The sequence below is a fragment of the Streptococcus infantis genome, assembly GCF_047460875.1.
GTDB classification, from domain to species: domain Bacteria; phylum Bacillota; class Bacilli; order Lactobacillales; family Streptococcaceae; genus Streptococcus; species Streptococcus infantis_AA.
The window spans coordinates 31,314-55,248 of sequence record NZ_JASHFI010000003.1; the positions used below are offsets into that span (position 1 = coordinate 31,314).

Here is a 23,935-nt window from a genome sequence, read left to right on the forward strand (position 1 = left end):
ACATTTTACAGAAAGTGGCGGTGCTGAGAAGTCCACAAATGTGTCAAAACTGGTTGCTAATGGATGAAATTAAAAAATGAAATATAAATGTCTTTTTGTTTAAAAGACGAGAGATGCGGGCATCTGCCCGAAATTGGGTGGTACCGCGGATAAACATATTCGTCCCTGTCATGTAGATGGCAGGGACGATTTTTCTTTTACACCCCTAGCCAAAGGAGGTTGTCATGAAACAATCTTTTAACACCAGCAAACTCTACTTTGGTTTTCCTATCTTCATCTTAGGCTATCAGGACCAGAACTTTGGGCACAATATTACGACCTGCAGTTCCTCCTATAGTCTAGGCAATTGGCTAGTCATCGGTGTTGGTGCTGAGGAAAATGCGGCTGACCAGATTAAGCATTACCAACAGTTCACTGTCAACATCCCTGACGAAAACCTCATGCTTGAGATGGAACAGGCTGGCTTCATCAGCCATCGGGAAAAATTGAAACACCTGGGGCTTGACTATGAGATTTCTGAACGAACTCAGGCACCGATTTTAGAGGCTTGTCCAGTCGTTTTGGATTGCCAGGTAGATCGAATTATCGAGGAAGATGGCATCTGCCATATCTTTGCCAAGATTATAGACCGTCTGGCTGATCCTGAGCTCTTAGATGACAAGGACCATTTTATAAATGACCGTTTTGCGCCTACTTACTTTATGGGGGACGGCCACCAGCGTGTTTATCGTTATCTGGACGACCGAGTCGATCCCATGGGAAGCTTTATCAAGAAAGCGAGGCAGAAGAATGACAAGAGCAACATTACCTGAACGAATCGAAACGGAGCGACTGGTCTTACGAGTCCGTACAGTGGCGGATGCTGAGGATATTTATGCCTACGCTAGTCTCCCAGAAGTTTCTTACCCAGCAGGCTTTCCACCCGTCAAGACCTTGGAAGATGAGATTTATTATCTGGAGCATATCCTTCCCGAGCGCAACGAAAAAGAAAATCTCCCAGCAGGCTACGGAATTATCGTTAAAGGAACCGATACAATCATTGGTTCTGTCGATTTCCCCCGTCGCTACGAAGACGATGTACTGGAGATTGGCTATATCTTGCACCCAGACTATTGGGGGCGCGGTTATGTGCCTGAAGCAACGCGTGCCTTGATTAACTTAGGCTTTAAAGAATTGGGTCTTCACAAGATTGAACTGACTTGCTTTGGCTACAATGTCCAAAGTCAACGAGTCGCAGAGAAGCTTGGCTTCACCCTTGAAGCTCGCATAAGGGATCGCAAAGATGCTCAAGGGAATCGTTGCGATGATTTGAGATACGGCTTGCTGAAGAGTGAGTGGGAATGTTTAGTGATTAAAAGGAACGAATAATGGCAAAAAAAGAAATAAATACTGATTTATGGGTTCATGAACTTTTGAAAGAAGCAGGAATTCGTGAAAATTTTGATGCCCAAGGAAGCAATGTTAAAGAGATTGATGAAGCTCTGAAAACTGCCTCGAAAAAAGGAACTGGAAATTCAGGTTTCCCAGAATACGTTGGAATTGTTAAAGATTTTTTAATCATTATTGAGGATAAACCTGGATTATCAAAACATATCAATTATACAGATGATGATTTAATTGCTGATGATACTAAATCAAACACAGACTACGCAGTAAACGGAGCGGTCTTTTATGCTAGGCATTTAGCAGATAAGGTTAGTTATAAAAAAATCATTGCTGTAGGAATTAGTGGTAATGAAAAAAAACACCGCATTACACCTGTTTTTGTGAATGAACGGGGTGAGTATTTTGAACTTGCTGACATTGAAACTTTGATTTCTTTCTCAATAGATAATATTGATGAGTATTACGTAAAAGAGATTCTTCAAGAAGAAACCAATTTTGAAAAAGAAACGGCTGAGATTTTAAAAGATGCAGCGACTTTACATAATGATTTGAGAAACTACGGTAATATCGAGGAAAAGAACAAACCTCTGATTGTTTCAGGTATCCTGTTAGCTTTGAGAGAAACGGAGCATGGAAACTTCTCTCTGGAAAGTTTAACTGGAGATACTGTAAAAACAGACGGTTCAAAGATATATGCTGCCATCAAGTCTAACCTTCAGCGTGCTAATGTGTCTCCTGAAGTAAAAAAAGATAAACTACTTAGTCAGTTTGCTATCATCAAAGACGATGTGAAAATTAATGAGAAAAATGCTAACCTAGGTAAAACACCTATCAAATACTTTACAGAATTTCTTTATAAAAGCATCTACCAAAGTTTAAGATATTACAATTCTGCTGAAGATTATCTTGGTCGTTTTTACGGAGAATTCATGTCTTACTCTGGAGGAGACGGTCAGAACTTAGGTATTGTTTTAACACCAAAACATATCACACAACTTTTTTGTGATTTAGTCGATTTAAAGCCGACGGATAAAGTTTTTGATCCGACTTGCGGTACAGCAGGTTTTCTAATTGCCGCGATGCATGATATGTTAACAAAAGCAGAAAGTGATTATCAACGTGGTCAAATTCGGAAATATCAGCTTTTTGGGATTGAAGAACAATCTTATATGTTTACAATTGCAACAACGAATATGATATTACGCGGTGATGGGAAAAGTAACCTTGAAAACCAAGACTTTCTACGCCAAAATCCTAGTAAGCTTCAGCTAAAACAATGCAACGTTGGTATGATGAATCCGCCATATTCAATGGGTTCGACAGCCAATACCGAACTGTATGAAATCAACTTTACAGAACATCTGTTAAATTCTTTAGTCGAAGGTGCTAAGGCGGTTGTTATTGTTCCTCAGTCTACCTTTACAGGAAAGACCAAGTTTGAAAAAGAAACTAAACAAAATATTTTAAAATATCATACTTTAGAGGGTGTTATCACACTTAATAAAAATACCTTTTATGGCGTAGGAACAAACCCTTGTATTGCAGTATTTACAGCTGGTATACCACATCGTCCGGAAAAAGAATGCAAATTTATCAACTTTGAAAATGATGGTTTTGAAGTTTCTAAACACATCGGTCTGGTTGAAACAGCTACAGCTAAAGATAAAAAACAACACTTGCTTGATGTCTGGTTGGATCGCACGGAAGCAGAAACTAAGTTCTGTGTTCAAACAACAATTGAAGCTGATGATGAGTGGCTCCACTCTTTCTATTACTTTAATGATGAAATTCCTTCTGAGGAAGATTTTCAAAAGACCATTGCAGATTATCTAACTTTTGAAGTCAATATGATTACTCATGGCCGAGGTTATCTTTTCGGAATAGAAGAAAAAGAGAATTATCAAGAAAATACCGATATTGAGGAACTTCCGATGGTAGCGGAAAAAGGTGACAAGTATGAATGAAATTTCTAATTTTGTCCTTTATACGACACCTAATGGTGATGTTAATTTAGATATTCTCTTACAAGATGAAAATCTTTGGTTGACACAAAAAGGGATTTCTGAGTTATTCGGAGTTTCTAAATCAACAGTTAGTCACCATTTATCAAATATTTATAGTGATGGCGAGTTGGATAAGCTGGCAACTGTTCGAAAATTTCGAACAGTTCAAAAAGAGGGTAGTAGAACGGTTCAGCGCGAATTAGAGTATTACAATCTTGATGCCATTATATCGGTTGGTTATCGCGTCAACTCAACGAAGGCGACACAATTTCGAATTTGGGCAACGAATACCTTAAAAGAATTTATTATTAAGGGGTTTGTACTTGATGATGAGCGTCTTAAACAGGGACAAACGGTCTTTGGTAAAGATTACTTCCGTGAGCTCTTAGAGCGAATCCGTTCAATCCGTGCCAGTGAACGCCGTATTTATCAGCAAATAACCGATATTTTTGCGGAATGCGCTATTGACTACGATAGAAATTCTGAAATCACTAAGAATTTCTATGCTATGGTGCAGAATAAGTTTCATTTTGCTATTACAGGTAATACCGCTGCTGAGATTATTTATCATAAGGCAGACGCTGATAAGAAACAAATGGGATTAACGACTTGGAAGAATGCACCAGATGGTCGAGTCCTGAAATCGGATGTGACGGTTGCTAAGAATTATTTGCAAGAAACTGAAATCCGTCAACTAGAGCGTACCGTAACCTCTTACTTCGACTATATTGAAGGTTTGGTTGAGCGACGCAATACCTTTACCATGCAATCTTTGGCGGAAAGTATTGACCGCTTCCTTTCTTTTAATGAATATGAAATTCTAGAAGGAAAAGGATCTATCTCTAAAAAACAGGCAGACGAGAAAGCCAGTCAAGAATATGAGAAATTCAACCGCACCCAGAAAATCGTATCGGATTTTGACAAGCAAATCAAAAAACTAATGGCAGGTGACAAAGATGAGTAAGTTAAAATTGACGGATGTTGAGTGGGGAATATTTCGTGTTAAAGAAATATTTACTATTGAAAACTGTAAGTGTTCTAAGGTTAAAGGCTTATCAAGTGGTAAAATTCCCTATGTTGGTGCTACGAATCGTAACAATGGTACTCTTTCATACTTAGAGAAGAAAGCTAAACTAATGACTAAAGGAAACTGTATCGTTTTTGTTTGTGACGGAGAAGGATCGATGGGACTCTCTTTTTATAAAAAAGAAGATTTCATTGGGACAACCACAGTTAAAGTCGGAAGGAATAGTAATCTCAATAAATATAACGGTATGTTTATATCTACTGTTGCTGATACTGTAAGAGGAAAATATAACTTTGGATATAAGCGAAATGAATTTCATCTAATGAATGAGACGCTACAACTCCCTATAGATTCCCAAGGTCAGCCTAACTGGCAGTTCATGGAAGATTACATTAAGCAAGAACAGAAACAACAAGCTCAGAAAATCATTGATTATTATGAGCGTAAATTGGTTGAACTAGCTGGAGATGTGGTAGGACTGGACAAGGTAGAATGGAAAACATTTCGTTTCACTGAAGTTTTTCAAGAGATTCAAAGAGGGAAACGTCTGACAAAAGCTCATCAGACAGATGGTCCTAAACCTTATATTTCCTCAACTTCCGAAAACAATGGTGTAGATGCCTTTATTGGAAATGAAACAGAGGTTCGGAAATTTGAAGATGTCCTCACTCTTGCCAATAGCGGAAGCGTTGGTTCCACTTTCTATCAACAATTTGAGTTTGTGGCTAGCGATCACGTAACAGCTTTAAAGTCTGAAAATGCAGACAAATACGCTTATCTATTTTTATCTACCGTTGTTAAACGCTTAGAAGAAAAATATTCTTTTAACAGAGAGATAAACGACACCCGTATAAAAAGAGAAAAAGTCATTCTTCCAGCTGATAAAGAAGGTAACCCCGATTTCCAATATATGTCTGACTTTGTGAAAAAATTAGAACTGGATAAAGTCCAAGAAGTACTGGAATATATATATATATCAGAATGATGACCATTCTTGAAGAAAAAGTTTGTGAAATTTCTTGGAAGGATTTCTGGATTGAAGATGTTTGTGAGATTAAATCAGGCGTCCGTTTGACAAAAGCCAATCAAGAAATAGGATTGATACCATTTGTAGGTGCTAGCGATAGCGATAATGGGGTTACAGCCTTTGTATCTAATACAAATAAAAGTCTTGATGCAAATGTGCTTGGTGTAAATTACAATGGTAGTGTCGTCGAGAATTTCTATCATCCCTACGAAGCCATTTTTTCTGATGATGTCAAACGATTGAAATGGAAAGATGAAATATACGGAAATAAATATACCTATCTTTTCTTGAAACAAATGATTCTGTCACAAAAAATCAAGTATGCCTATGGTTATAAATTCAACGGCGAACGCATGAAACGTCAAAAGATTATGTTGCCAGTTACTAAAAGTGGATTACCAGATTATGACTATATGACTTCTTATATGCAAAAACAAGAATTAGAACAAATTTTTAAGATATTGAACTACTTAAACAAGGAGAACACACATGTCTAAAGAACTTTCACCTAAATACAATCCAGCCGAGGTTGAGGCTGGTCGTTACCAAAAATGGCTTGATGCCGATGTTTTCAAGCCTTCAGGCGATCAAAAGGCTAAGCCTTATTCAATCGTGATTCCACCACCAAACGTTACAGGTAAACTCCACCTTGGTCACGCTTGGGATACAACTTTGCAAGATATCATCATCCGTCAAAAACGCATGCAAGGTTTTGATACACTTTGGCTTCCGGGGATGGACCACGCGGGGATTGCGACTCAGGCTAAGGTTGAGGAACGCTTGCGTGGTGAGGGTATTACTCGTTACGATCTCGGTCGTGAAAAATTCCTTGACAAAGTCTGGGAATGGAAAGACGAATATGCCACTACTATCAAGGAACAATGGGGCAAGATGGGTCTCTCTGTAGACTACTCTCGCGAGCGTTTCACCCTTGACGAAGGTTTATCAAAAGCGGTTCGCAAGGTTTTTGTAGACCTTTACAAGAAAGGCTGGATCTACCGCGGTGAGTTTATTATCAACTGGGACCCAGCAGCTCGCACAGCTCTTTCTGATATCGAGGTGATCCACAAGGATGTGGAAGGTGCCTTCTACCACATGAACTATATGCTGGAAGACGGTTCACGTGCCCTTGAAGTTGCTACAACTCGTCCTGAGACTATGTTTGGGGACGTTGCGGTTGCGGTCAATCCAGAAGATCCACGCTACAAGGACTTGATTGGAAAAAACGTTATCCTTCCAATCGCTAATAAATTGATCCCAATCGTTGCAGACGAACATGCCGATCCCGAGTTTGGTACTGGTGTTGTTAAAATCACACCTGCCCACGATCCAAATGATTTCTTGGTTGGTCAACGCCACAACTTGCCACAAGTCAACGTCATGAACGACGACGGAACCATGAACGAACTGGCCTTCGAATTTGCAGGTATGGACCGTTTTGAAGCTCGTAAGGCAGTTGTTGCTAAATTGGAAGAAATCGGCGCCCTCGTTAAAATCGAAAAACGTGTCCACAGTGTTGGTCACTCAGAGCGTACTGGTGTTGTGGTTGAGCCACGCTTGTCTACGCAATGGTTCGTCAAGATGGACCAATTGGCCAAGAATGCTATTGCCAACCAAGACACAGAAGACAAGGTTGAATTTTACCCGCCTCGTTTCAATGATACCTTCCTTCAATGGATGGAAAATGTCCACGACTGGGTTATCTCTCGTCAGCTCTGGTGGGGTCACCAAATCCCTGCTTGGTACAATGCTGAGGGTGAAATGTACGTCGGTGAAGAAGCTCCAGAAGGAGACGGCTGGACTCAGGACGAAGACGTCTTGGATACTTGGTTCAGCTCTGCCCTTTGGCCATTCTCTACTATGGGCTGGCCTGATGTCGACTCAGAAGACTTCAAACGTTACTTCCCAACTTCAACCTTGGTTACAGGTTACGACATCATCTTCTTCTGGGTGTCTCGTATGATCTTCCAATCCTTGGAATTCACTGGTCGTCAGCCATTCCAAAACGTGCTTATCCACGGTCTTATCCGTGACGAGCAAGGACGTAAAATGTCTAAGTCTCTCGGTAACGGGATTGACCCAATGGATGTTATCGAGAAATACGGTGCCGATGCCCTTCGCTGGTTCCTTTCAAATGGTTCTGCACCAGGGCAAGACGTGCGCTTCTCTTATGAGAAAATGGATGCTTCATGGAACTTCATTAACAAGATTTGGAACATCTCTCGCTACATCCTCATGAACAATGAAGGCTTGACTCTTGAGCAAGCGACTGCCAATGTGGAAAAAGTTGTCAACAAGGAAGCTGGAAATGTCACAGACCGCTGGATTCTCCACAACCTCAATGAAACCATCGGAAAAGCTACTGCTAACTTTGACAAGTTTGAGTTTGGTGTCGCTGGACACATCCTCTACAACTTCATCTGGGATGAGTTTGCGGACTGGTACGTTGAGTTGACCAAGGAAGTGCTTTATAGCGACAACGAAGAAGAGAAAGTTATCACACGTTCTGTTCTCCTTTACACTTTGGACAAGATCCTTCGTCTCCTTCACCCAATCATGCCATTTGTGACAGAGGAGATCTTTGGACAAATCTCAGAAGGTTCTATCGTTACAGCAGCATACCCAACTGTCAATCCAGCCTTTGAAGACCTTGCAGCTCACACTGGCGTGGAAAGTCTCAAAGACTTGATCCGTGCTGTTCGTAATGCGCGTGCGGAAGTAAACGTAGCTCCAAGCAAGCCTATCACGATTCTTGTTAAAACAAGCGACAGCGACTTGGAAGCCTTCTTTAACAGCAATGTCAACTACATCAAACGCTTCACAAATCCAGAACACTTGGAAATCGCATCAACCATCCCTGCACCTGAACTGGCTATGTCAAGCGTCATCACAGGAGCAGAAATCTACTTGCCACTGGCTGACCTCCTCAATGTCGAAGAAGAACTCGCTCGTCTCGACAAGGAACTAGCTAAATGGCAAAAAGAACTGGATATGGTCGGTAAGAAGCTCTCTAACGAACGCTTCGTAGCCAATGCCAAACCAGAAGTCGTCCAAAAAGAACGCGACAAACAAGCCGACTACCAAGCCAAATACGACGCGACAGTCGCACGTATCGATGAGATGAAGAAGTTGGTGAAATAATTATATAAATATAGCAAAGCACAGTGTAAAAACTGTGTTTTTTGATATAATAAAATAAAGAACTTTATCTAAAGGAGAATGAAATGAGTAAAATTTTTATTGCACATGCCTGGTCAGATGATGAAAATTATAGTCAGAGACAATTAGACTTTATACGTAAACTTGAGCTCGAACTAGAAGAAAAAAATTTAGATGTTATTTATGATGATAATATTGTTAACAAAAATACTTTAAATCAATTCATGATTGAAAATATTAGAAATTGCGATGTTATTTTATCTATTTGTGACAAGGCCTATTTAGAAAAATCTGAAATAAAAGATTCGGGTGTGAGTTTCGAATTAAAAGAAATAACAGAACATAATTTCTTAGATAAAGTAATACCTATCAAAATCTCAGCAGATAAGTTGCCTTACATTTTTGGTACATTACCTTACGAATCTTTCTGTAAAGAATTTGAGGAAATGTCGTTTGACTCATCCGATCAATTAAATTCTCTTTTTATAAGATTATCTGAAAAACTCTCAAAAGAAGAGCTCTGCCCTCAAGATAAATTGAAAGAAGAAGTTCATTCGCAACTTGATTCTATTGGTTTAATTTCTAATGTTCTTAATTCCACATTAAAGCTTTCAGATTTATATACTTATCCAGAACTCAGAATAGATAGAAAAGAAAATATAAGTTATCTTTCAGCAGAAAAGTTACTGAATAGTAAATATTATTTAGATAAAGTTTTTATAGTAGGAGATAGACAAAGTGGAAAAACATCTTTTGCAAAAAAATTATTTTTAGATATATATAATGACGGTTTTCAACCTATCTATTTAGACAGTAAAGAGATTAATTCTCAAAATATAGAAAAGGCAGTTCGCAACAAATATATTTCAACATATAAAACTAACCATAAAAATAAAGCAGAAAATATAGTTGTTATAATTGATGATTTTCATAAACTTTCGACAAAATTACAAAATACTGTTAAAAAAATTGACAAGTACGCAGGATTAATTTTGTTTGTTGATGATATTTATGATATTAGTTCGAATGATTTCACAGTAACAAGATTCACAATACAACCTTTCAAACCTTCTTTAAGAAATGAGCTTATAACAAAGTTTATAGAATCAAAATCACTCTATAGAGATTTAAACACAAATGATAAATTAAAGAAAATTGATGAGAATTCGAATCTTGTTGATATCAGTTTGGGTTTAGATAGAGGATATAAGAATGGTATTATCCCCGCATTTCCTCTGTATATTTTAATTATCCTAGGTTCTTCAACTGATGTTAACAACAGATTCGATACTCCTATATCTTCACACGGTCATTGTTATAATTTACTAATTCAGTTAGCTTTTCAAAATTGTGGAGTAAGTAATGATCGGATTGTGTCTTATTTAAACTTTTTGTCTTATTTTTCTATGTATCTTTTTAAAAAAGAAGTCTTAGAAGTATCAAATAAGGATTTCAATTTATTTTTAGAAGATTATCAAAATGATTATAAAATCTTTGACCTGGAAGAGTATCTAAGTTTGCTAATGAAAACTGGATTGTTGAAAAAAAGCAACTCTTCTAACTATAGTTTTTGCTATGAGTATCTATATTATTACTTTTTAGGGCAATATCTATCTGATAACTTTAATGAACATCTTGATGACATACAAAACATTATTTTGAATCTGGATTTAGAACAGAATGGCCACATAAGTATTTTTTTAGCGCATCATTGTAAAGATCAACGATTAATAGAAATGTTAAACTATAGCTTAGAGAATTCATTTAGTGATTATACAGAAGCAACACTTGATTCTGTAGAGTTGGGTGATTTTGATAAACAAGTTAATGATTTATCTAATAATATTGATTACAGGATAGAGAACTTCGAGGAAAAACGAAAATCCGAATTGAAGCATCGAGACAGAATAGAGGAAAATGCATACTCAGAAAGAGATAACTCAGAGATAATTGAAGAAAAACAAGCTCATAGACAAAATCAAGTTAGAAATGCAATTCAAACCGTAGAAGTAATTGGAGTAATTCTTAAGAACAGATACGGGTCAATAAAAAACAAAGATTTTAATAAAATACTAAAAAATACAGTTGATGCTAATTTAAGACTTCTTACCTCTTTTATTAAGATTGTCTCCGATAAAGATTTTATACTTTTTCTAGAGAACTTTATTTCAAAAGAAGTTGATACAGAAAACCTAAATGAGGACAAACTAAGAAAAGATATTCATGACATACTTGTGAGTATGAATTTTGCTACTATATATTCACTAATTATGAAAACTGTTTCATCAATTGGTTCAGAACCTATTTCTCATTATTTTTCAGAAATGATGGAAAATAGCAATATTAATCCTAGCTATATATTAATAAAAAGGGGATTAGAACTACAATATGAAAAACAATTCTCAGAAAAAGCTATCTTAAATGATAGAAACAATAAAAATATGTCACACGTAGCTCGTACCATATTGAATTTAATGGTTGTTAATCATGTATCACGGCATTCCTTTAGCTATCAAGAAAAAGCTAGAATAGAAGAAAAATTTGGGTTTAAACCTAATTCACTCCTTAAACGAGAACAACACATAAAATCAATAGAAAACAGATAATATATAATAAGTCAAAAATTTTTGAACCCACCAAGCGATGCCATCGGCTGGGTAGCAAAATAGAGCTGAACAACACAAAAAAATCTCTTAGATTCATTTCTAAGAGATTTTTTCTTTCTTCCCCCTCACAACCAGCCTTCTTCTTCGGCAGTTTTGGCTGCTTCAGTTCGGTTGCTGGCGCCTAATTTGGAGAGGATATTGGTCATGTAATTACGGACGGTGCCGTTTGAGAGGTAGAGCTTATCCGCAATTTCTTGGTTGGAGAGACCTTGCGCTACTTCATGTAGAACAGCGACTTCTTGCTCGGTCAAGGGATTGGGATGGGTCATCATGACTTCCATCAACTCTGGAGAATATTCCTTGCGTCCCTCTAACACCGTATGCAGGGTTTGCATTAGTTCGGCGATGCTTCGCTCTTTCAAGACATAGGCGTCGACTCCTGCTTTGACCGCTCGTTCAAAATAGCCTGGACGTTTAAAGGTCGTAACGATAACCACCTTGGTTTCAGGCACTTCTTGTTTGATCCACTCGAGCGCTTCTAGTCCCGTCTTTACTGGCATTTCGACGTCAAGGATGGCAATATCTACTGCTTCTTTCCCCAAAACCTCGATAGCCTCGGCTCCATTTTTTACCTGCAAGACAGCCTCCACATCTGGCTGAAAGCTTAAGAGCTGACACATGGCATCTCTAAGCATACTTTGATCTTCTGCGACTAATACTTTCATCTACTTTCTCTCCTTATAAGGCAGATGCACGCGCACTTCTGTGGGATCTTTCAAACTGACCAGCTCTACTTGACCTGAGAAGGCTGCTGCACGGTCACGGACTGTATGGAGTTCATTTCCTTTTACAGTTGCAAATCCTTTCCCGTCATCTCTGACTGTCAGAACCAATTCCTGATCTGTACGTTCCAGTTTTAGATAGGCTTTTTCAGCGCTGGCATGCTTGATGATATTGGTCGCCAGTTCTAACAAAATCATAGCAGCCGTCGACTCTACATCCTGGGTCAAACTAGCCTTGTCTAATTGATTATCAACCTCAACCTCAATCCCAGCAATTTCCAGCATCTTCTTAACAGTCTCAAGCTCTGAAGCTAGGGTCCGTGATTTCAGATTTTCCACGATAGTTCGCACTTCATTCATGGAGTCCTTGCTGATCTGGTGAATTTCTTTTAATTCCTTCTCCACCTGTGGATAAGCCTCCATCTGAAACAACTGCAAGGCTAAATCTGTCTTGACACTCAGCATAGCAAAGGTATGTCCCAGACTATCATGCAAATCCTGACCGATACGACTGCGTTCATTTTCAGCAAGCAATAGATTTATCTGGGCATTTTGCTTAGCCTGAGCTTCTTTCAAATCCTCCACAATACGAATCCGAACCAAACCCAATGTCATTAAATCGACAAAAGTAAGAATCCCAAGCTCAAAGGCTACAGCCTCAGTTTCGACTGACTGAAACATCATGAGTTGTCCAACAACAAGAACTTGAGCAAGGAGAAAAGTCCAGACATGCAGAGAACGAAGACTCCGCACCCTGAAATGATAAATTAAGAGATTAGAAAGGTAAAAGAAAAACCAGATATAATTAACAGCAACAAAGGCAGTATAACCAACTACATAAGTCAGCATGATCCCCCAGAAAAGCCAAGATAGGCGCTGGCTCTTGGTTGTTAAAATACCCAAATACGCCACTACAAATAGAATATCAATCAATAAATGCCAGACAGAAAGCCACCCAGTCACTACAGGTAGGATGGGGAAAATCATAAAAATTAAACTGACCCAAAACATATAGTGTATGCTTTTTAGTCTTTCAAGCATTAAGCATTCTCCTTATGACCTTGAAGGTAAATAGTCAAACCAAATAAAACTGCTGAAAAAACAAGTAGATAAATTGTGGCTGATAGATTGATGCCACCCTCATTTAAGAAGGTCTTGATCAATTCCATCAACTGATAGCTTGGTAGACGCTTCCCGATTGCTTGCATCCAGTCTGGAAATAAAGAGACAGGCATCCAGAGTCCGCCTAACACAGCCAAGCCAAAGTAAAGAAGATTGCCTACGACAGACATCAACTGACTAGAAGGTAAGAGAGTCAAGGTCAAGCCAAGAGCTACAAAAGCTACACTTCCTACTATCAGCAAGAGCGCAGCCCCAATCCAGCTTCCTAAAGGCATATCCACACCTCTGACCAAGTGCCCAACTGAGAAAACAACCAGGATTGAAACCAAATAATCAACTATCATACTTGTTATCTTTGATAGATAATATTCTACCATATTTACTGGAGTATGGCGTAATGTTTTCTGCCAGTTGTTGATTTTATCGGTATGTAAAACAGCTGGGAATGAAAACATAGCTGTCGACATCATGGAAAAGGCCGTCATAGAGATAAGGTAGTCGCGCATAAAATTAGCTGGCCCATCTGGTGTATCCTGGTACATGCCTGAAAAGAATAAATAGAAGGCCGTCGGCATCCCTACGGATAATAGATAATAGACTAATTGTCGTTTGGTCAATAGAAATTCTATCTTGTTTAGTGCAATCCATCGTTTCATCTTAGTCATCTCCCTTTTGTGTTTCTTCAAAGATTGTATCTAGCAAGCTACGGTTATTGACTTCAATTTCTTGTATCCTACAGCCTGCCTGGACTAACTGTTCCCAGAAAGCATCTGCTTCGCGTGTGACTACTTGCAGGGCATCTTGTTTTTGTGACCAGTTTTCAACCAAGTTAGATTGCGCAACGACTTCCTTGTAAACTAGAGGTAGGATGAAGTGCTTTTCAATCTCCTCACTGCGCATGGCTAGAGGTGTCGTATCACGGATCAACTCTCCCTTATTTAAAACCAAAATCCGGTCCGCTGTATGTTCTACTTCCTCAATATAATGAGACGAATAGAGAATGGTTACCCCCTGCGCTTTTAAGTCTTGGACAATTTCCCAAAAACGTTGACGGGTTGAAGTATCCATGGCCGCAGTTGGCTCATCTAAAAAGACAAGCTTTGGTCGGCCAATCAAGGTCAAGACAAATGAAAAGAGACGCTTTTGCCCACCTGACAATTTTTCTGCTAATTGTTCTTTTTGTTGCTTGTCAAACTGCAATAGTTGATCGATTTCCTGGTTGTTCAAAGGATTTGGATAAATGCTTTGAAAGAAAGCAATCAACTCTTTGACCTTTAATTTCTGAACGATGACATTTTCTTGAGGAAGGTAGCCTCTAATATAGTCTAACTGAGAACTCGTTACTGGCAAACCTTGGATGGATACTTGACCGCTGGTGACTAGTTTGTCTCCAAGCAAACAGTCCAAGAGTGTTGTCTTACCGGCACCATTTGGACCAATCAAGGCGACGCATTCGCCCTCTGCTACCTCAAAGGAAATATCCTTCAAAATAGCCTTGCCCTTGATGTTTTTATTTAGGCTTTCTACCTTAATCATGTTCATGATATTCTCCTTTCAACCACTCCTTCCCCATCGGAAAGGCGATAAAAATCATAAATCCTAGACCCCAAGCACCGCGAATGACTTGGTGAAGGAAGGCTTGATCAAACCACCCTGTAAACGTTTCGACCAACCATACCACTAGTGATAGTGCAATAAAGAGATAGAGAATCGCTTTTTTCATTTTTCAAACTCCTTTTTCACATCTGAGACCAATTTCAAACCTTCTCGGATCAACCAAGACATGATTCCAAAACTTGCAAACAACTCCCAAGGAAAATGATAGAAACCTTCATCCAATCCTGAGAACATGAGATAAGTCATGACTCCTGCTGCTACTAAACTCATTGCGACAATTACTTTATGTTTCATTTTTTCTTCCTCCATTTGATACATCTATTATAATTCTTTGAAGCATGTGCCACTAGAAGCTTCTGTCATGAGGAAATATGACAAATGTCATAAAAAGTTCACTCAGCTATGAAAATAGAATTCTTTCCAAATCAAAAAAGGTCGGGAAATCCCGACCTCTTTCGTTTTCTATTCAATTCTTATTCCACACTGAAAAGGTATGGATAAACCGGTTGTTGGCCTTGGTGGATTTCTACTTCTACATCTTCGAATTCTTCTGCGATTTCTTGGGCGATTTGGTTAGCCAATTCTTCGCTTCCATCTTCACCGATATAGAAGGTTACGATTTCACTGTCTTCATCCAACATATGTTTCAAAGTTTCAGTCAGAGTTTGGTGCATGTCAGGGTTTGATACGAGGATCTTACCATCTACCATACCAAGATTGTCATTTTCATGGATTTCCAAACCATCGATAGTCGTGTCACGAACGGCTGTTGTTACACTACCACTGACCACATCACCAAGAGCTGCAGTCATGCGTTCTTTATTTTCTTCGATAGACTTGCTTGGATCGAAGGCAAGAAGACTAGTCAATCCTTGAGGAAGAGTACGAGCTTCTACCACTACTGCTGGTTGTTCCAACACTTCAGCTGCAGATTGAGCTGCCATAAAGATATTTTTGTTGTTTGGCAAGAAGATAATGTTACGAGCATTGACTTGCTCAACAGCCTTGATAAAGTCTTCTGTCGAAGGGTTCATGGTTTGTCCACCTTCGATAACATAATCTACACCTTGAGCGCGGAAGATGTCTGCCAAGCCTTGTCCAGCTACTACTGCGATAAGGGCATATTCTTTTTCTTCAGCTGGTTTGCTGACTTTAGCTTCTTTTTCCACTTGCGCTTCGTGTTGGTTACGCATGTTATCGACTTTAACCTTAACCAAGCTACCATATTTGAGACCTTCTTGCATAACAAGACCTGGATCTTCTGTATGGACGTGAACTTTAACGATTTCATCGTCATTGACAACAAGAAGTGAATCCCCAAGTTCGTTCAAGTAGTTACGGAATTCTTCGTAGTCAAAGTCTTTTGCATAAGTTGGACCTTGCTTAAGGGCAACCATGATCTCTGTACAGTAACCAAAGGTGATGTCTTCTGTTGCCACATGGCCAGCTACAGACTTGTGGTGTTCTGCATTGATCATTTCACTCATGTTGGCTGGAGTAGCGACAAAGTCCTCAGACGCACTGTATTCACCAGTAAGAGCTGAAAGGAAACCTTCATAGATGAAGACCAAACCTTGACCACCTGAGTCCACAACTCCAACTTCCTTCAAGACTGGAAGCATGTCTGGAGTCTTAGCAAGGGCTGTTTTAGCTCCTTCCAAAGCTGCACGCATAACCTCAATAGCATCGTCTGTCTGCTCGGCTTTTTTCTTAGCACCGATGGCAGCACCACGTGATACAGTCAAGATTGTTCCTTCAACTGGCTTCATAACAGCCTTGTAGGCTACTTCAACACCAGATTGGAAGGCAAGAGCTAGGTCTTTTCCCGTTAACTCTTCTTTGGTTTTAATGGCTTGCGAAAATCCGCGGAAAAGCTGAGAAGTGATAACTCCTGAGTTCCCACGCGCACCCATCAAAAGACCTTTAGCCAAGATACTTGCAGCCTCACCAACTGTTGAAGCTGGTTTGTCTGCTACTTCTTTAGCACCGTTTTCGATAGTCATTCCCATGTTTGTTCCTGTATCTCCATCTGGAACCGGGAAGACGTTCAATGAGTTGACATATTCGGCTTGCTTGTTCAAACGAGTAGATGCAGCCTGTACCATTTCTTGAAATAAGCTTGTAGTAATATTTGACACGATTATTCTCCTACAACTTTGATATTTTGAATGTAGACATTCACAGTTTGAGCAGTGATGCCAAGTTGGTTTTCCAAACTAAAGCGAACACGCTCTTGGATATTTTTTGAGACTTCACTAATCTTAGTTCCGTAGCTCAACACGGTATATACATCAACTGCAATGCTACCATCTTCGGCCGCTTTTACAACGACACCTTTAGAATAATTTTCCTTCCCAAGGAGGGCTTGGAAATTATCTTTGAGGGCTTTCTTACTTGCCATACCGACCACACCAAAAATCTCAGTTGCTGCACCGCCTACAACGGTAGCAATCACTTCATCTGTTAGTTCGATTTGACCATCTTTTGTATTAATTTTTACAGTCATTTTTTCTACCTCAACTAGTTGATACTCTATTTTATCATATTTCAAGCCAAGTGTAAAAGCAGAATACTGTATCGGCGGATATTTGCGCCTTTTACAAGTGATTTTGAGCTTAGAGCAAAAGAAAAAGACCTGATGGCCTTTTACTCTTTATTAAACGCGTTCTACTTTACCTGATTTCAAAGCACGAGCTGAAGCCCAAACTTTTTTAGGTTTACCATCGATAAGTACAGTAACTTTTTGAAGGTTTGGTTTTACGGCACGTTTTGTTTGGTTCATCGCGTGTGAACGGTTGTTTCCTGATACAGTCTTACGACCTGTAAAGTAACATACTTTAGCCATTTGTGTTTTCCTCCTATTAGATCTAATATAGCGGATGTGCTAGCACCACATACTGTACTATGTTATCACACTTTCTCTTTTTTGGCAAGGGGATTGGAATATTTTTTTATTTAACGTAAACAACTCCCAATTTCCCAAAAGCCACGTCTCCACGGATAATCAAAGTTTTGCTGGTTGGAGCTACAGGGGCATCTGCCTTGGCTGCACCACAAAAAGTTTCCACCTTCAGGTCCACTCTCCAGTGTTGGGGCACATAGATAACTGCATTCCCAAATCCGACTTCGATATTCAGAGTAGCAAAATCACCTAACATCTCTGCATTGTCATAATAGATTTTGGCATTCCCAAATCCGACTTCAAACTCGTCTTCTACCAATTCTTGGTCTTGCTTGTAAAATGTACCCGCCCCAAAAGCGACTTCCTTGTCTGTCAGAATAGTCTTTTCACCGTCATACCACCATTTTTTCCCATTCCAAGTTCTGTTAGTATGAGTCAGCATACTTACTCCGAGAACGATTAGAACTCCCGCCCAGAACAATGACTGATTGGGAATCGGTAAAATGTCATAAAAATGATTAGCAATCATGAGGGCCACTAGGGCTGTAAAAGAGGCTGATGTCAGATGACGACGCAACAAAGCTTCAACTGATTGATAGGCAAAAAATCCAATACCGATCAAGGGCCAAATCTTCCCTTCAAGTGAAGGAATACCAAAACTTCCCTGTAACAATACTAAAGCTGCCAATACTAGCAATACAATACCAAATGCTTTCTTTTTCATGTTCTTACCTCATGTTTCTTAGATTTTCTTTTAGGAGGGATTGGTAGTGTCGTGACACGTGCACCTCCTTGTGGGTCTGATAAAAGGAAATAGTTCCTGTACCTGAGAAGGATTTGTCCACCGAGTAAACCTGCCGGATATTGGCAATGGTCGACTTGGATACCCGACTAAAATAGCGGGGGAGAATGGACTCCAACTCATAAAGCTTGAGTCGAACCTCGTAGGCTTCTTTCTGGGTATGAGCGTAAATCTTGCTACCTTCTGTCTCAAAAAAGAGAATTTCCGACAAGTCTAAGTAGTACTCACCCGTCCCCTTGTAAAAAATCAACCTAGGAGCCTTGGTTTCTTGCAAGAGTCGTTGCAAGTCAGCTATTTCATCTGTCAGGGCTGCAGCCTTGATGACAATCTCTGTCTCAGTTAATTCACTATCAATCTCGATTCGTAACTTCATCCTATCTCCTTTCTGCATCTACTATACCAAAGGCCAGAGGACTTTACAAGGGCAAAAAAGCAAGTGGTCACTTTTGACCCGTAAGTGGTTACGAGGCCAAGCCCACTTGCTTTGCATTTTAGAAAATAAAGAAAAGAATTCCCCAGAGGAGTCCACAGGCATAGCCAACCAGAACATCCTTGGGATAATGAACGCCTCCCAAGACCCGCACCAGACCGAGAAGAGCTGATAAGACCAATAACATCAACCCTGCAGGCAGATTTGCGTGAAAACAAGCCATAGAAATGATAGTCGCTGAAAAGACGTGGCGACTAGGCATTGAATTCCCAGAGCTGTCCTTGTCTAATAGTGGGACAATTCCCCAAGTTTCATAGGGACGCGGTTGATTAATCCACTTACGCACCAGCGTCAATAGGATAAAGCCAGAAGCTGGCACTAAGATATAGGTGGCAAATTCTTTCCCCAAGCCCTTGCTTATAAGACTTGTCCCCAACAAAGTCAAGTAGGCTAAGGGCATCAGAACTGTCATTATGCGATTAAAAACTCGCATCAATTGTAATAGCTGTGGATGTTGAAGGAGACTTGCTTTTCTTTTATCATACCACTCTTGATAGTTTTTCATGTCTATTTCTCATACTTTTCTAGGACCTGCTGGGCTGTTTTCCCCTTGGCAAGCCAGTCCACTAATTTGTCCAGACGGCGGATTTCCTGCATCAGAGGGTCCTCAATTTCCTCAATACGAATCCCACAAATCTTACCTGTAATCGCAATCCGTTCAGGTACATAAGACGGTGCCTGTCGAAAAAAATCTCCGTAGGTAAGGTCCCTATCCAGACAAGCAAGGATGTCACTCACTTCATAACCTGTCAGCCAACTGGTCACTTGGTGAACGGACTCTGCCCTTCCACCCTTTCGCTCAACCTTTGCAATCAAGGCTGGATAGACCGCAGAAAATTTCATATTGTATAATTTCTGACTCATACATTCCTCTTTCTATTATACCAGTATAAAGAAGAAAAAGAAGGCCGTCAAGCCTTCTTTGGGTTTATTATTCTTCTGCTTCGTCTTCTGTAAATTGACTATTGTAGAGGTCAGCATAGAAACCACCCTGAGCCATAAGCTCCTCATGATTTCCTTGTTCGATGATATTTCCATCTTTCATGACAAGAATCAAATCAGCATTACGAATAGTTGACAAACGATGGGCAATGACAAAGGACGTACGTCCCTCCATCAAACGGTCCATGGCTTTCTGAATCAACTCCTCTGTACGTGTGTCTACCGAGGATGTCGCTTCATCAAGAATCAAGAGCGGAGCATTCTTGAGTAGAGCACGAGCAATGGTCAAGAGTTGTTTCTGTCCGACTGACAAGGTCACTGTATCATCCAAAACTGTATCGTAGCCATCTGGTAGAGTCATGATAAAGTGGTGGATTCCTACTGCTTTTGCTGCTTCAATCACGCGCTCTTCACTAATCCCAGTTTGATTATAAATGAGATTGTCTCGAATAGTTCCCTCAAAGAGCCAGGTATCCTGCAAGACCATTGAAAAGGCATCGTGTACTTCTGAACGTTTCATCTTCTTGGTATCCACACCATCAATGCGAATGCTTCCCTTATCAATCTCATAAAATTTCATCAAGAGATTAACAATAGTCGTCTTCCCAGCTCCAGTCGGCCCGACAATAGCAACTTTTTGCCCTGCATGAGCTGTCGCAGAAAAGTCATGAATGATGGTTCGCTCAGGTGTGTAACCAAAGGAAACTTGATCAAAAACTACTTCACCCTTCATACCAGACAATTGTGTTTCCTTATGAGATTCATCTTCAATCTCAGCTTCTCCTAGAAACTCAAAAACACGTGTCATAGCTGCACTAGCCTGTTGCAAGCTGGTAATCCCTTGAGCAATTTGTGATAAGGGTTGTGAGAAGGTACGAACATAAACCATAAAAGCTACGATAATCCCAATACTGATATGGCCTTCAAGAGCTAAGGCAGCACCGACGATAACAACCAAAACATAACTAAAGTTTCCGACAAAGAACATAGCAGGCATCATGATGCCAGAAATAAACTGAGATTTCCAGATACTATCATGTAGATTTTGATTCAATCCTGCGAATGTTTCTTTAGTAGTATCCACAGCATTATAGCTGGTCACAACATTGTGGCCAGAGTACATTTCTTCCACATAACCATTGACAGCTGCTAGGTTGTTTTGCTGGGCTTTAAAGTAACCCTGTGACTTAGCCATAATGACTGAAACCGCAGCAAAACCTACAAGGGTTGAAACAACTGTTACCAATGCCAAAATCCAGTTCATGCCAAACATGGTAATCAAAACAGCGATTAGCAAGAAGCTAGCTGAGATAACGGTCCCTAGACTTTGGTTGAGAGATTGAGCGGCCGTATCGACGTCATTGGTCACACGAGAAAGGGTGTCCCCTTGAGAATGACGGTCAAAATATCCTAGAGGCAAGCGATTGATTTTTTCAGCGATAGCTGTTCGCAAACGTTTTGAGAAATGTTGGATACTAGTTGAAAATATATAGGCTTGCATATAGTTGAGAATGGCACCAAGCACATACAAAATAGCTAAAAAGCTGGCGATACTTGACACAGCTACCAAATCGATTTCTGTAGCCAAGCCATCTGAAATCAAGTTGGTGATTTCCTTAATCTTAGTTGGTCCATACACCGTGATGATGCTTGAACATACAGCCGCCACAACCGCAACTAGTAGAGGAAGTTGGAGGCCTGCTAGAAAAGGTTTATATTGTTTCCAAAAGGACAGCTTCTTATTTTCCATGTTCCAATTCCTCCTTCGATAGTTGTGAATAGGCAATTTCTTGGTAAACTTCGTTGGTCGCAAGAAGTTCCTTGTGGGTGCCTTGTCCCACGACTTTACCCTGATCTAAGACTAAGATTAAGTCTGCATCCATGATGGTTGAGATACGTTGGGCAACGATCAACTTGGTCATAGATTGCGTTTTTTCAGCTAATTCTTGGCGCAAGATACGGTCTGTCTTGTAGTCCAAAGCTGAGAACGAATCATCAAAAATGAGAATTTCTGGCTTACGAGCCAAGGCACGCGCAATGGCCAAACGTTGTCTTTGACCTCCTGAGAAGTTAGTCCCACCTTGAGCCACTTCTGAAGCTAGACCTGCTTCCTTATCCTCGATGAAGCTTTTAGACTGGGCCAATTCAAGAGCTTGCCACATAGCAGTCTCGCTTAGCGGAGTCTCCGGACTCTTACCAAAGTCTAGATTGTCCTTGACATCTCCTGAGAAGAGAACAGCTTTTTGTGGGATATAGCCGACTTTATTCCTCAAGTCTTCCAAATCATAGTTCTGCACATTGACGCCGTCCACTAGGATTTCCCCATCAGATACATCATAAAAACGAGGCAAGAGGTTCACAAGCGTCGATTTACCAGAACCAGTTGATCCGATAAAGGCAATGGTTTGTCCTGCTTCTGCCTTGAAACTGACATGCTCCACAACCGCTTCTGAGTTTTTAGAGTAACGGAAGGTTACATCACGGAATTCCACTTGACCTTGAATAGATGAATCTGCCGTCTGTGGTTGACTAGGATTTTCAATAGAAGAATGCAAGTCTAGCACCTGATTGATACGTCCTGCAGAAACCAAGGTACGAGGAAGGACGATAAAGAGAGCACCCATGAGCAAGAAGCCCATCACGACCTGCATGGCATAAGACATGAAGACTACCATATCACTAAAGAGTGGCAGACGTTCTGTCAGGCTAGCATCGTTGATAAGATAGGCACCAATCCAGTAAATGGCAAGGATCAAGCCACTAGAAATCGCCTGCATAATTGGGTTCATAATGGCCATTAAGCGACTAACAAAGAGATTGAGTCGCGTGACTTCTTCATTAGCTTCTTCGAATTTCTTATCTTGATAATCCTCAGCATTATATGCACGAACAACCCGAATTCCTGTCAAACTTTCACGAGTGATACTGTTAAGTTTATCCGTGAGTCTCTGAATAACTGATTGTTTCGGAAAGGCAAGAGTCATGAGAACAGTTGTCATCAGAACATTGACGATAACAGCCACCACTACTGCCCAAATCCAGTATTCAGACTTGCCAAGGATTTTACCGATGGCCCAAATAGCCATGATAGGTCCACGTGTGACCACCTGGAGTCCCATAGTAAAAAGCATTTGAATCTGCGTGATATCGTTGGTCGTCCGAGTCAAAAGACTGGGGATTGAAAAACGTTTAATCTCTGTCTGTGAAAAATCCAGAACTCGATTAAAAATATCGCTTCGTAGATGAGCCGTATAGGATGCTGCAACTCGAGCAGCAAAAAATCCAACTGTTACAGATGATAAGAAGGCTAAGAATGACAAACCCATCATCTTAGTTGCTGGCGACCAAAGGTCTCCCAACTCCGTACCTGGCGTTCCGAGTAATTCTGTTATTTTTGAAACGTAAGTCGGTACTTCTAACTCTAGATAGACCGAGAAACAGGTAAAGAGAACAGTTATTAGAATCATGCCCCACTCTTTTCCTGTGATACGCTTAGCGAGTTTCTTCATTCTTACCTCCTATTTTTTCTACATTTGCTTGTAGTTGGCCCATGACTTCTTCAAAAATAGCGAGATTCTCTTCGGAAATGCCATCAAGCAAACTACGGTTCATTCGATCAAAGAATGATTTGATTTGTTTCATCTGAGAGCGTGATTTTTCGGTCAAGTGAACAAATTTCGCCCGTTTATCACTTGGACTCACCTCCAACTCCACCAAACCATTTTGCACCATGCGCTTCACTAGATTACTGGCGACTGACTTGGTGATATTGAGTTCCTGCTCAATATCCTTGATTAACACCGCCTGTTCAGACTCCTCACGATAGTCTAAAAATCGTATGACTTGGCCCTGCGGTCCACCCATAAATTCAATACCACAACGTTTAGCTTCCTGTTGCACCATAAGGTGAACCTGATGCCCAAAACGTTTAAAAGCTAACATCGGCTTATCCATGATTGCTCCTTTTTACACATAAATAGTTCTCACGAGAACCAATTGGTTTTCATGAGAACTATTTTATCATTTTCAGAAAAGATGTCAAGAAAAAAGTTTCTATGAGAACTATCTCG

Annotated in this window: 24 protein-coding genes; 8 read left to right on the top strand and 16 right to left on the bottom strand. The window is 40.1% G+C overall.

All coding sequences use genetic code 11. From position 1 onward, the window contains the following. Positions 1-224 precede the first annotated feature (224 nt). From QM887_RS03540 to QM887_RS03575, 8 genes are all read left to right on the top strand, one after another. Complete coding sequence (locus QM887_RS03540; protein ID WP_414270533.1) at positions 225-812, top strand: flavin reductase family protein; 588 nt, start codon at positions 225-227, stop codon at positions 810-812. Next, complete coding sequence (locus QM887_RS03545) at positions 790-1,368, top strand: GNAT family N-acetyltransferase (protein WP_414270534.1); 579 nt, start codon at positions 790-792, stop codon at positions 1,366-1,368. The genes QM887_RS03540 and QM887_RS03545 overlap by 23 nt, the downstream gene beginning before the upstream one ends. After that, on the top strand, positions 1,368-3,350 hold the full coding sequence (locus QM887_RS03550) for an HsdM family class I SAM-dependent methyltransferase (protein ID WP_414270536.1): 1,983 nt from the start codon (positions 1,368-1,370) through the stop codon (positions 3,348-3,350). Before QM887_RS03545 ends, QM887_RS03550 begins: the two co-directional genes overlap by 1 nt. After that, the gene (rhuM, locus tag QM887_RS03555; protein ID WP_414270538.1) at positions 3,343-4,353 is read left to right on the top strand and encodes a RhuM family protein; all 1,011 of its coding nucleotides are present in this window, start codon (positions 3,343-3,345) and stop codon (positions 4,351-4,353) included. The genes QM887_RS03550 and rhuM overlap by 8 nt, the downstream gene beginning before the upstream one ends. Continuing rightward, positions 4,346-5,401, top strand: a complete 1,056-nt coding sequence (locus QM887_RS03560) for a restriction endonuclease subunit S (RefSeq protein WP_414270539.1) — start codon at positions 4,346-4,348, stop codon at positions 5,399-5,401. Before rhuM ends, QM887_RS03560 begins: the two co-directional genes overlap by 8 nt. Continuing rightward, complete coding sequence (locus QM887_RS03565) at positions 5,398-5,940, top strand: restriction endonuclease subunit S (protein WP_414270540.1); 543 nt, start codon at positions 5,398-5,400, stop codon at positions 5,938-5,940. Before QM887_RS03560 ends, QM887_RS03565 begins: the two co-directional genes overlap by 4 nt. Continuing rightward, complete coding sequence (locus QM887_RS03570; protein WP_414270541.1) at positions 5,933-8,584, top strand: valine--tRNA ligase; 2,652 nt, start codon at positions 5,933-5,935, stop codon at positions 8,582-8,584. The genes QM887_RS03565 and QM887_RS03570 overlap by 8 nt, the downstream gene beginning before the upstream one ends. Before the next feature lie 83 nt (positions 8,585-8,667). Continuing rightward, on the top strand, positions 8,668-11,208 hold the full coding sequence (locus QM887_RS03575; RefSeq protein ID WP_414270542.1) for a TIR domain-containing protein: 2,541 nt from the start codon (positions 8,668-8,670) through the stop codon (positions 11,206-11,208). Positions 11,209-11,333: 125 nt separating this feature from the next. Here the strand turns inward: QM887_RS03575 and QM887_RS03580 are convergent, their stop codons facing one another. The 16 genes from QM887_RS03580 to QM887_RS03655 form a co-directional block, all read right to left on the bottom strand. Beyond that, on the bottom strand, positions 11,334-11,933 hold the full coding sequence (locus tag QM887_RS03580) for a response regulator transcription factor (RefSeq protein WP_414270543.1): 600 nt from the start codon (positions 11,931-11,933) through the stop codon (positions 11,334-11,336). Continuing rightward, positions 11,934-13,031: a histidine kinase gene (locus QM887_RS03585; RefSeq protein ID WP_414270544.1), complete on the bottom strand. Its 1,098-nt coding sequence runs from the start codon at positions 13,029-13,031 to the stop codon at positions 11,934-11,936. Beyond that, the gene (locus QM887_RS03590; RefSeq protein ID WP_414270545.1) at positions 13,031-13,768 is read right to left on the bottom strand and encodes an ABC transporter permease; all 738 of its coding nucleotides are present in this window, start codon (positions 13,766-13,768) and stop codon (positions 13,031-13,033) included. Before QM887_RS03590 ends, QM887_RS03585 begins: the two co-directional genes overlap by 1 nt. Before the next feature lies 1 nt (position 13,769). Beyond that, positions 13,770-14,654: an ABC transporter ATP-binding protein gene (locus tag QM887_RS03595; protein ID WP_414270547.1), complete on the bottom strand. Its 885-nt coding sequence runs from the start codon at positions 14,652-14,654 to the stop codon at positions 13,770-13,772. Continuing rightward, the gene (locus QM887_RS03600) at positions 14,641-14,835 is read right to left on the bottom strand and encodes a hypothetical protein (protein WP_414270548.1); all 195 of its coding nucleotides are present in this window, start codon (positions 14,833-14,835) and stop codon (positions 14,641-14,643) included. The genes QM887_RS03595 and QM887_RS03600 overlap by 14 nt, the downstream gene beginning before the upstream one ends. After that, positions 14,832-15,038 carry a hypothetical protein gene (locus QM887_RS03605; protein ID WP_049509882.1) on the bottom strand — a complete coding sequence of 69 codons (207 nt, stop codon included), beginning with the start codon at positions 15,036-15,038 and terminating at the stop codon, positions 14,832-14,834. The genes QM887_RS03600 and QM887_RS03605 overlap by 4 nt, the downstream gene beginning before the upstream one ends. A gap of 164 nt (positions 15,039-15,202) precedes the next feature. Further along, positions 15,203-16,867, bottom strand: coding sequence for a DAK2 domain-containing protein (locus QM887_RS03610; protein WP_248034428.1), 1,665 nt, complete (start codon positions 16,865-16,867; stop codon positions 15,203-15,205). Positions 16,868-16,869: 2 nt separating this feature from the next. Then, positions 16,870-17,235, bottom strand: coding sequence for an Asp23/Gls24 family envelope stress response protein (locus tag QM887_RS03615; RefSeq protein ID WP_000216431.1), 366 nt, complete (start codon positions 17,233-17,235; stop codon positions 16,870-16,872). A 150-nt stretch (positions 17,236-17,385) separates the two neighbouring features. Then, a complete protein-coding gene (gene rpmB / locus QM887_RS03620; protein ID WP_001140948.1) occupies positions 17,386-17,574 on the bottom strand; it encodes a 50S ribosomal protein L28 in 189 nt (62 codons plus the stop codon). Between the two features lie 106 nt (positions 17,575-17,680). Further along, the gene (locus QM887_RS03625; RefSeq protein WP_414270549.1) at positions 17,681-18,355 is read right to left on the bottom strand and encodes a LiaF transmembrane domain-containing protein; all 675 of its coding nucleotides are present in this window, start codon (positions 18,353-18,355) and stop codon (positions 17,681-17,683) included. Between the two features lie 4 nt (positions 18,356-18,359). Beyond that, on the bottom strand, positions 18,360-18,806 hold the full coding sequence (locus tag QM887_RS03630) for a LytTR family DNA-binding domain-containing protein (protein WP_000776599.1): 447 nt from the start codon (positions 18,804-18,806) through the stop codon (positions 18,360-18,362). A gap of 118 nt (positions 18,807-18,924) precedes the next feature. Further along, a complete protein-coding gene (locus tag QM887_RS03635; RefSeq protein ID WP_414270551.1) occupies positions 18,925-19,428 on the bottom strand; it encodes a phosphatase PAP2 family protein in 504 nt (167 codons plus the stop codon). Positions 19,429-19,430: 2 nt separating this feature from the next. After that, positions 19,431-19,787 carry a DUF2200 domain-containing protein gene (locus QM887_RS03640; RefSeq protein WP_414270553.1) on the bottom strand — a complete coding sequence of 119 codons (357 nt, stop codon included), beginning with the start codon at positions 19,785-19,787 and terminating at the stop codon, positions 19,431-19,433. Between the two features lie 67 nt (positions 19,788-19,854). Then, positions 19,855-21,615 (bottom strand): ABC transporter ATP-binding protein, encoded by a 1,761-nt coding sequence (locus QM887_RS03645; protein ID WP_414270555.1) that lies wholly within the window; start codon positions 21,613-21,615, stop codon positions 19,855-19,857. Further along, on the bottom strand, positions 21,605-23,374 hold the full coding sequence (locus QM887_RS03650; RefSeq protein WP_414270557.1) for an ABC transporter ATP-binding protein: 1,770 nt from the start codon (positions 23,372-23,374) through the stop codon (positions 21,605-21,607). Before QM887_RS03650 ends, QM887_RS03645 begins: the two co-directional genes overlap by 11 nt. Then, entirely contained in the window at positions 23,358-23,819 is a 462-nt protein-coding gene (locus QM887_RS03655) for a MarR family winged helix-turn-helix transcriptional regulator (protein WP_049509874.1), read from the bottom strand. The genes QM887_RS03650 and QM887_RS03655 overlap by 17 nt, the downstream gene beginning before the upstream one ends. Positions 23,820-23,935: the final 116 nt, after the last annotated feature.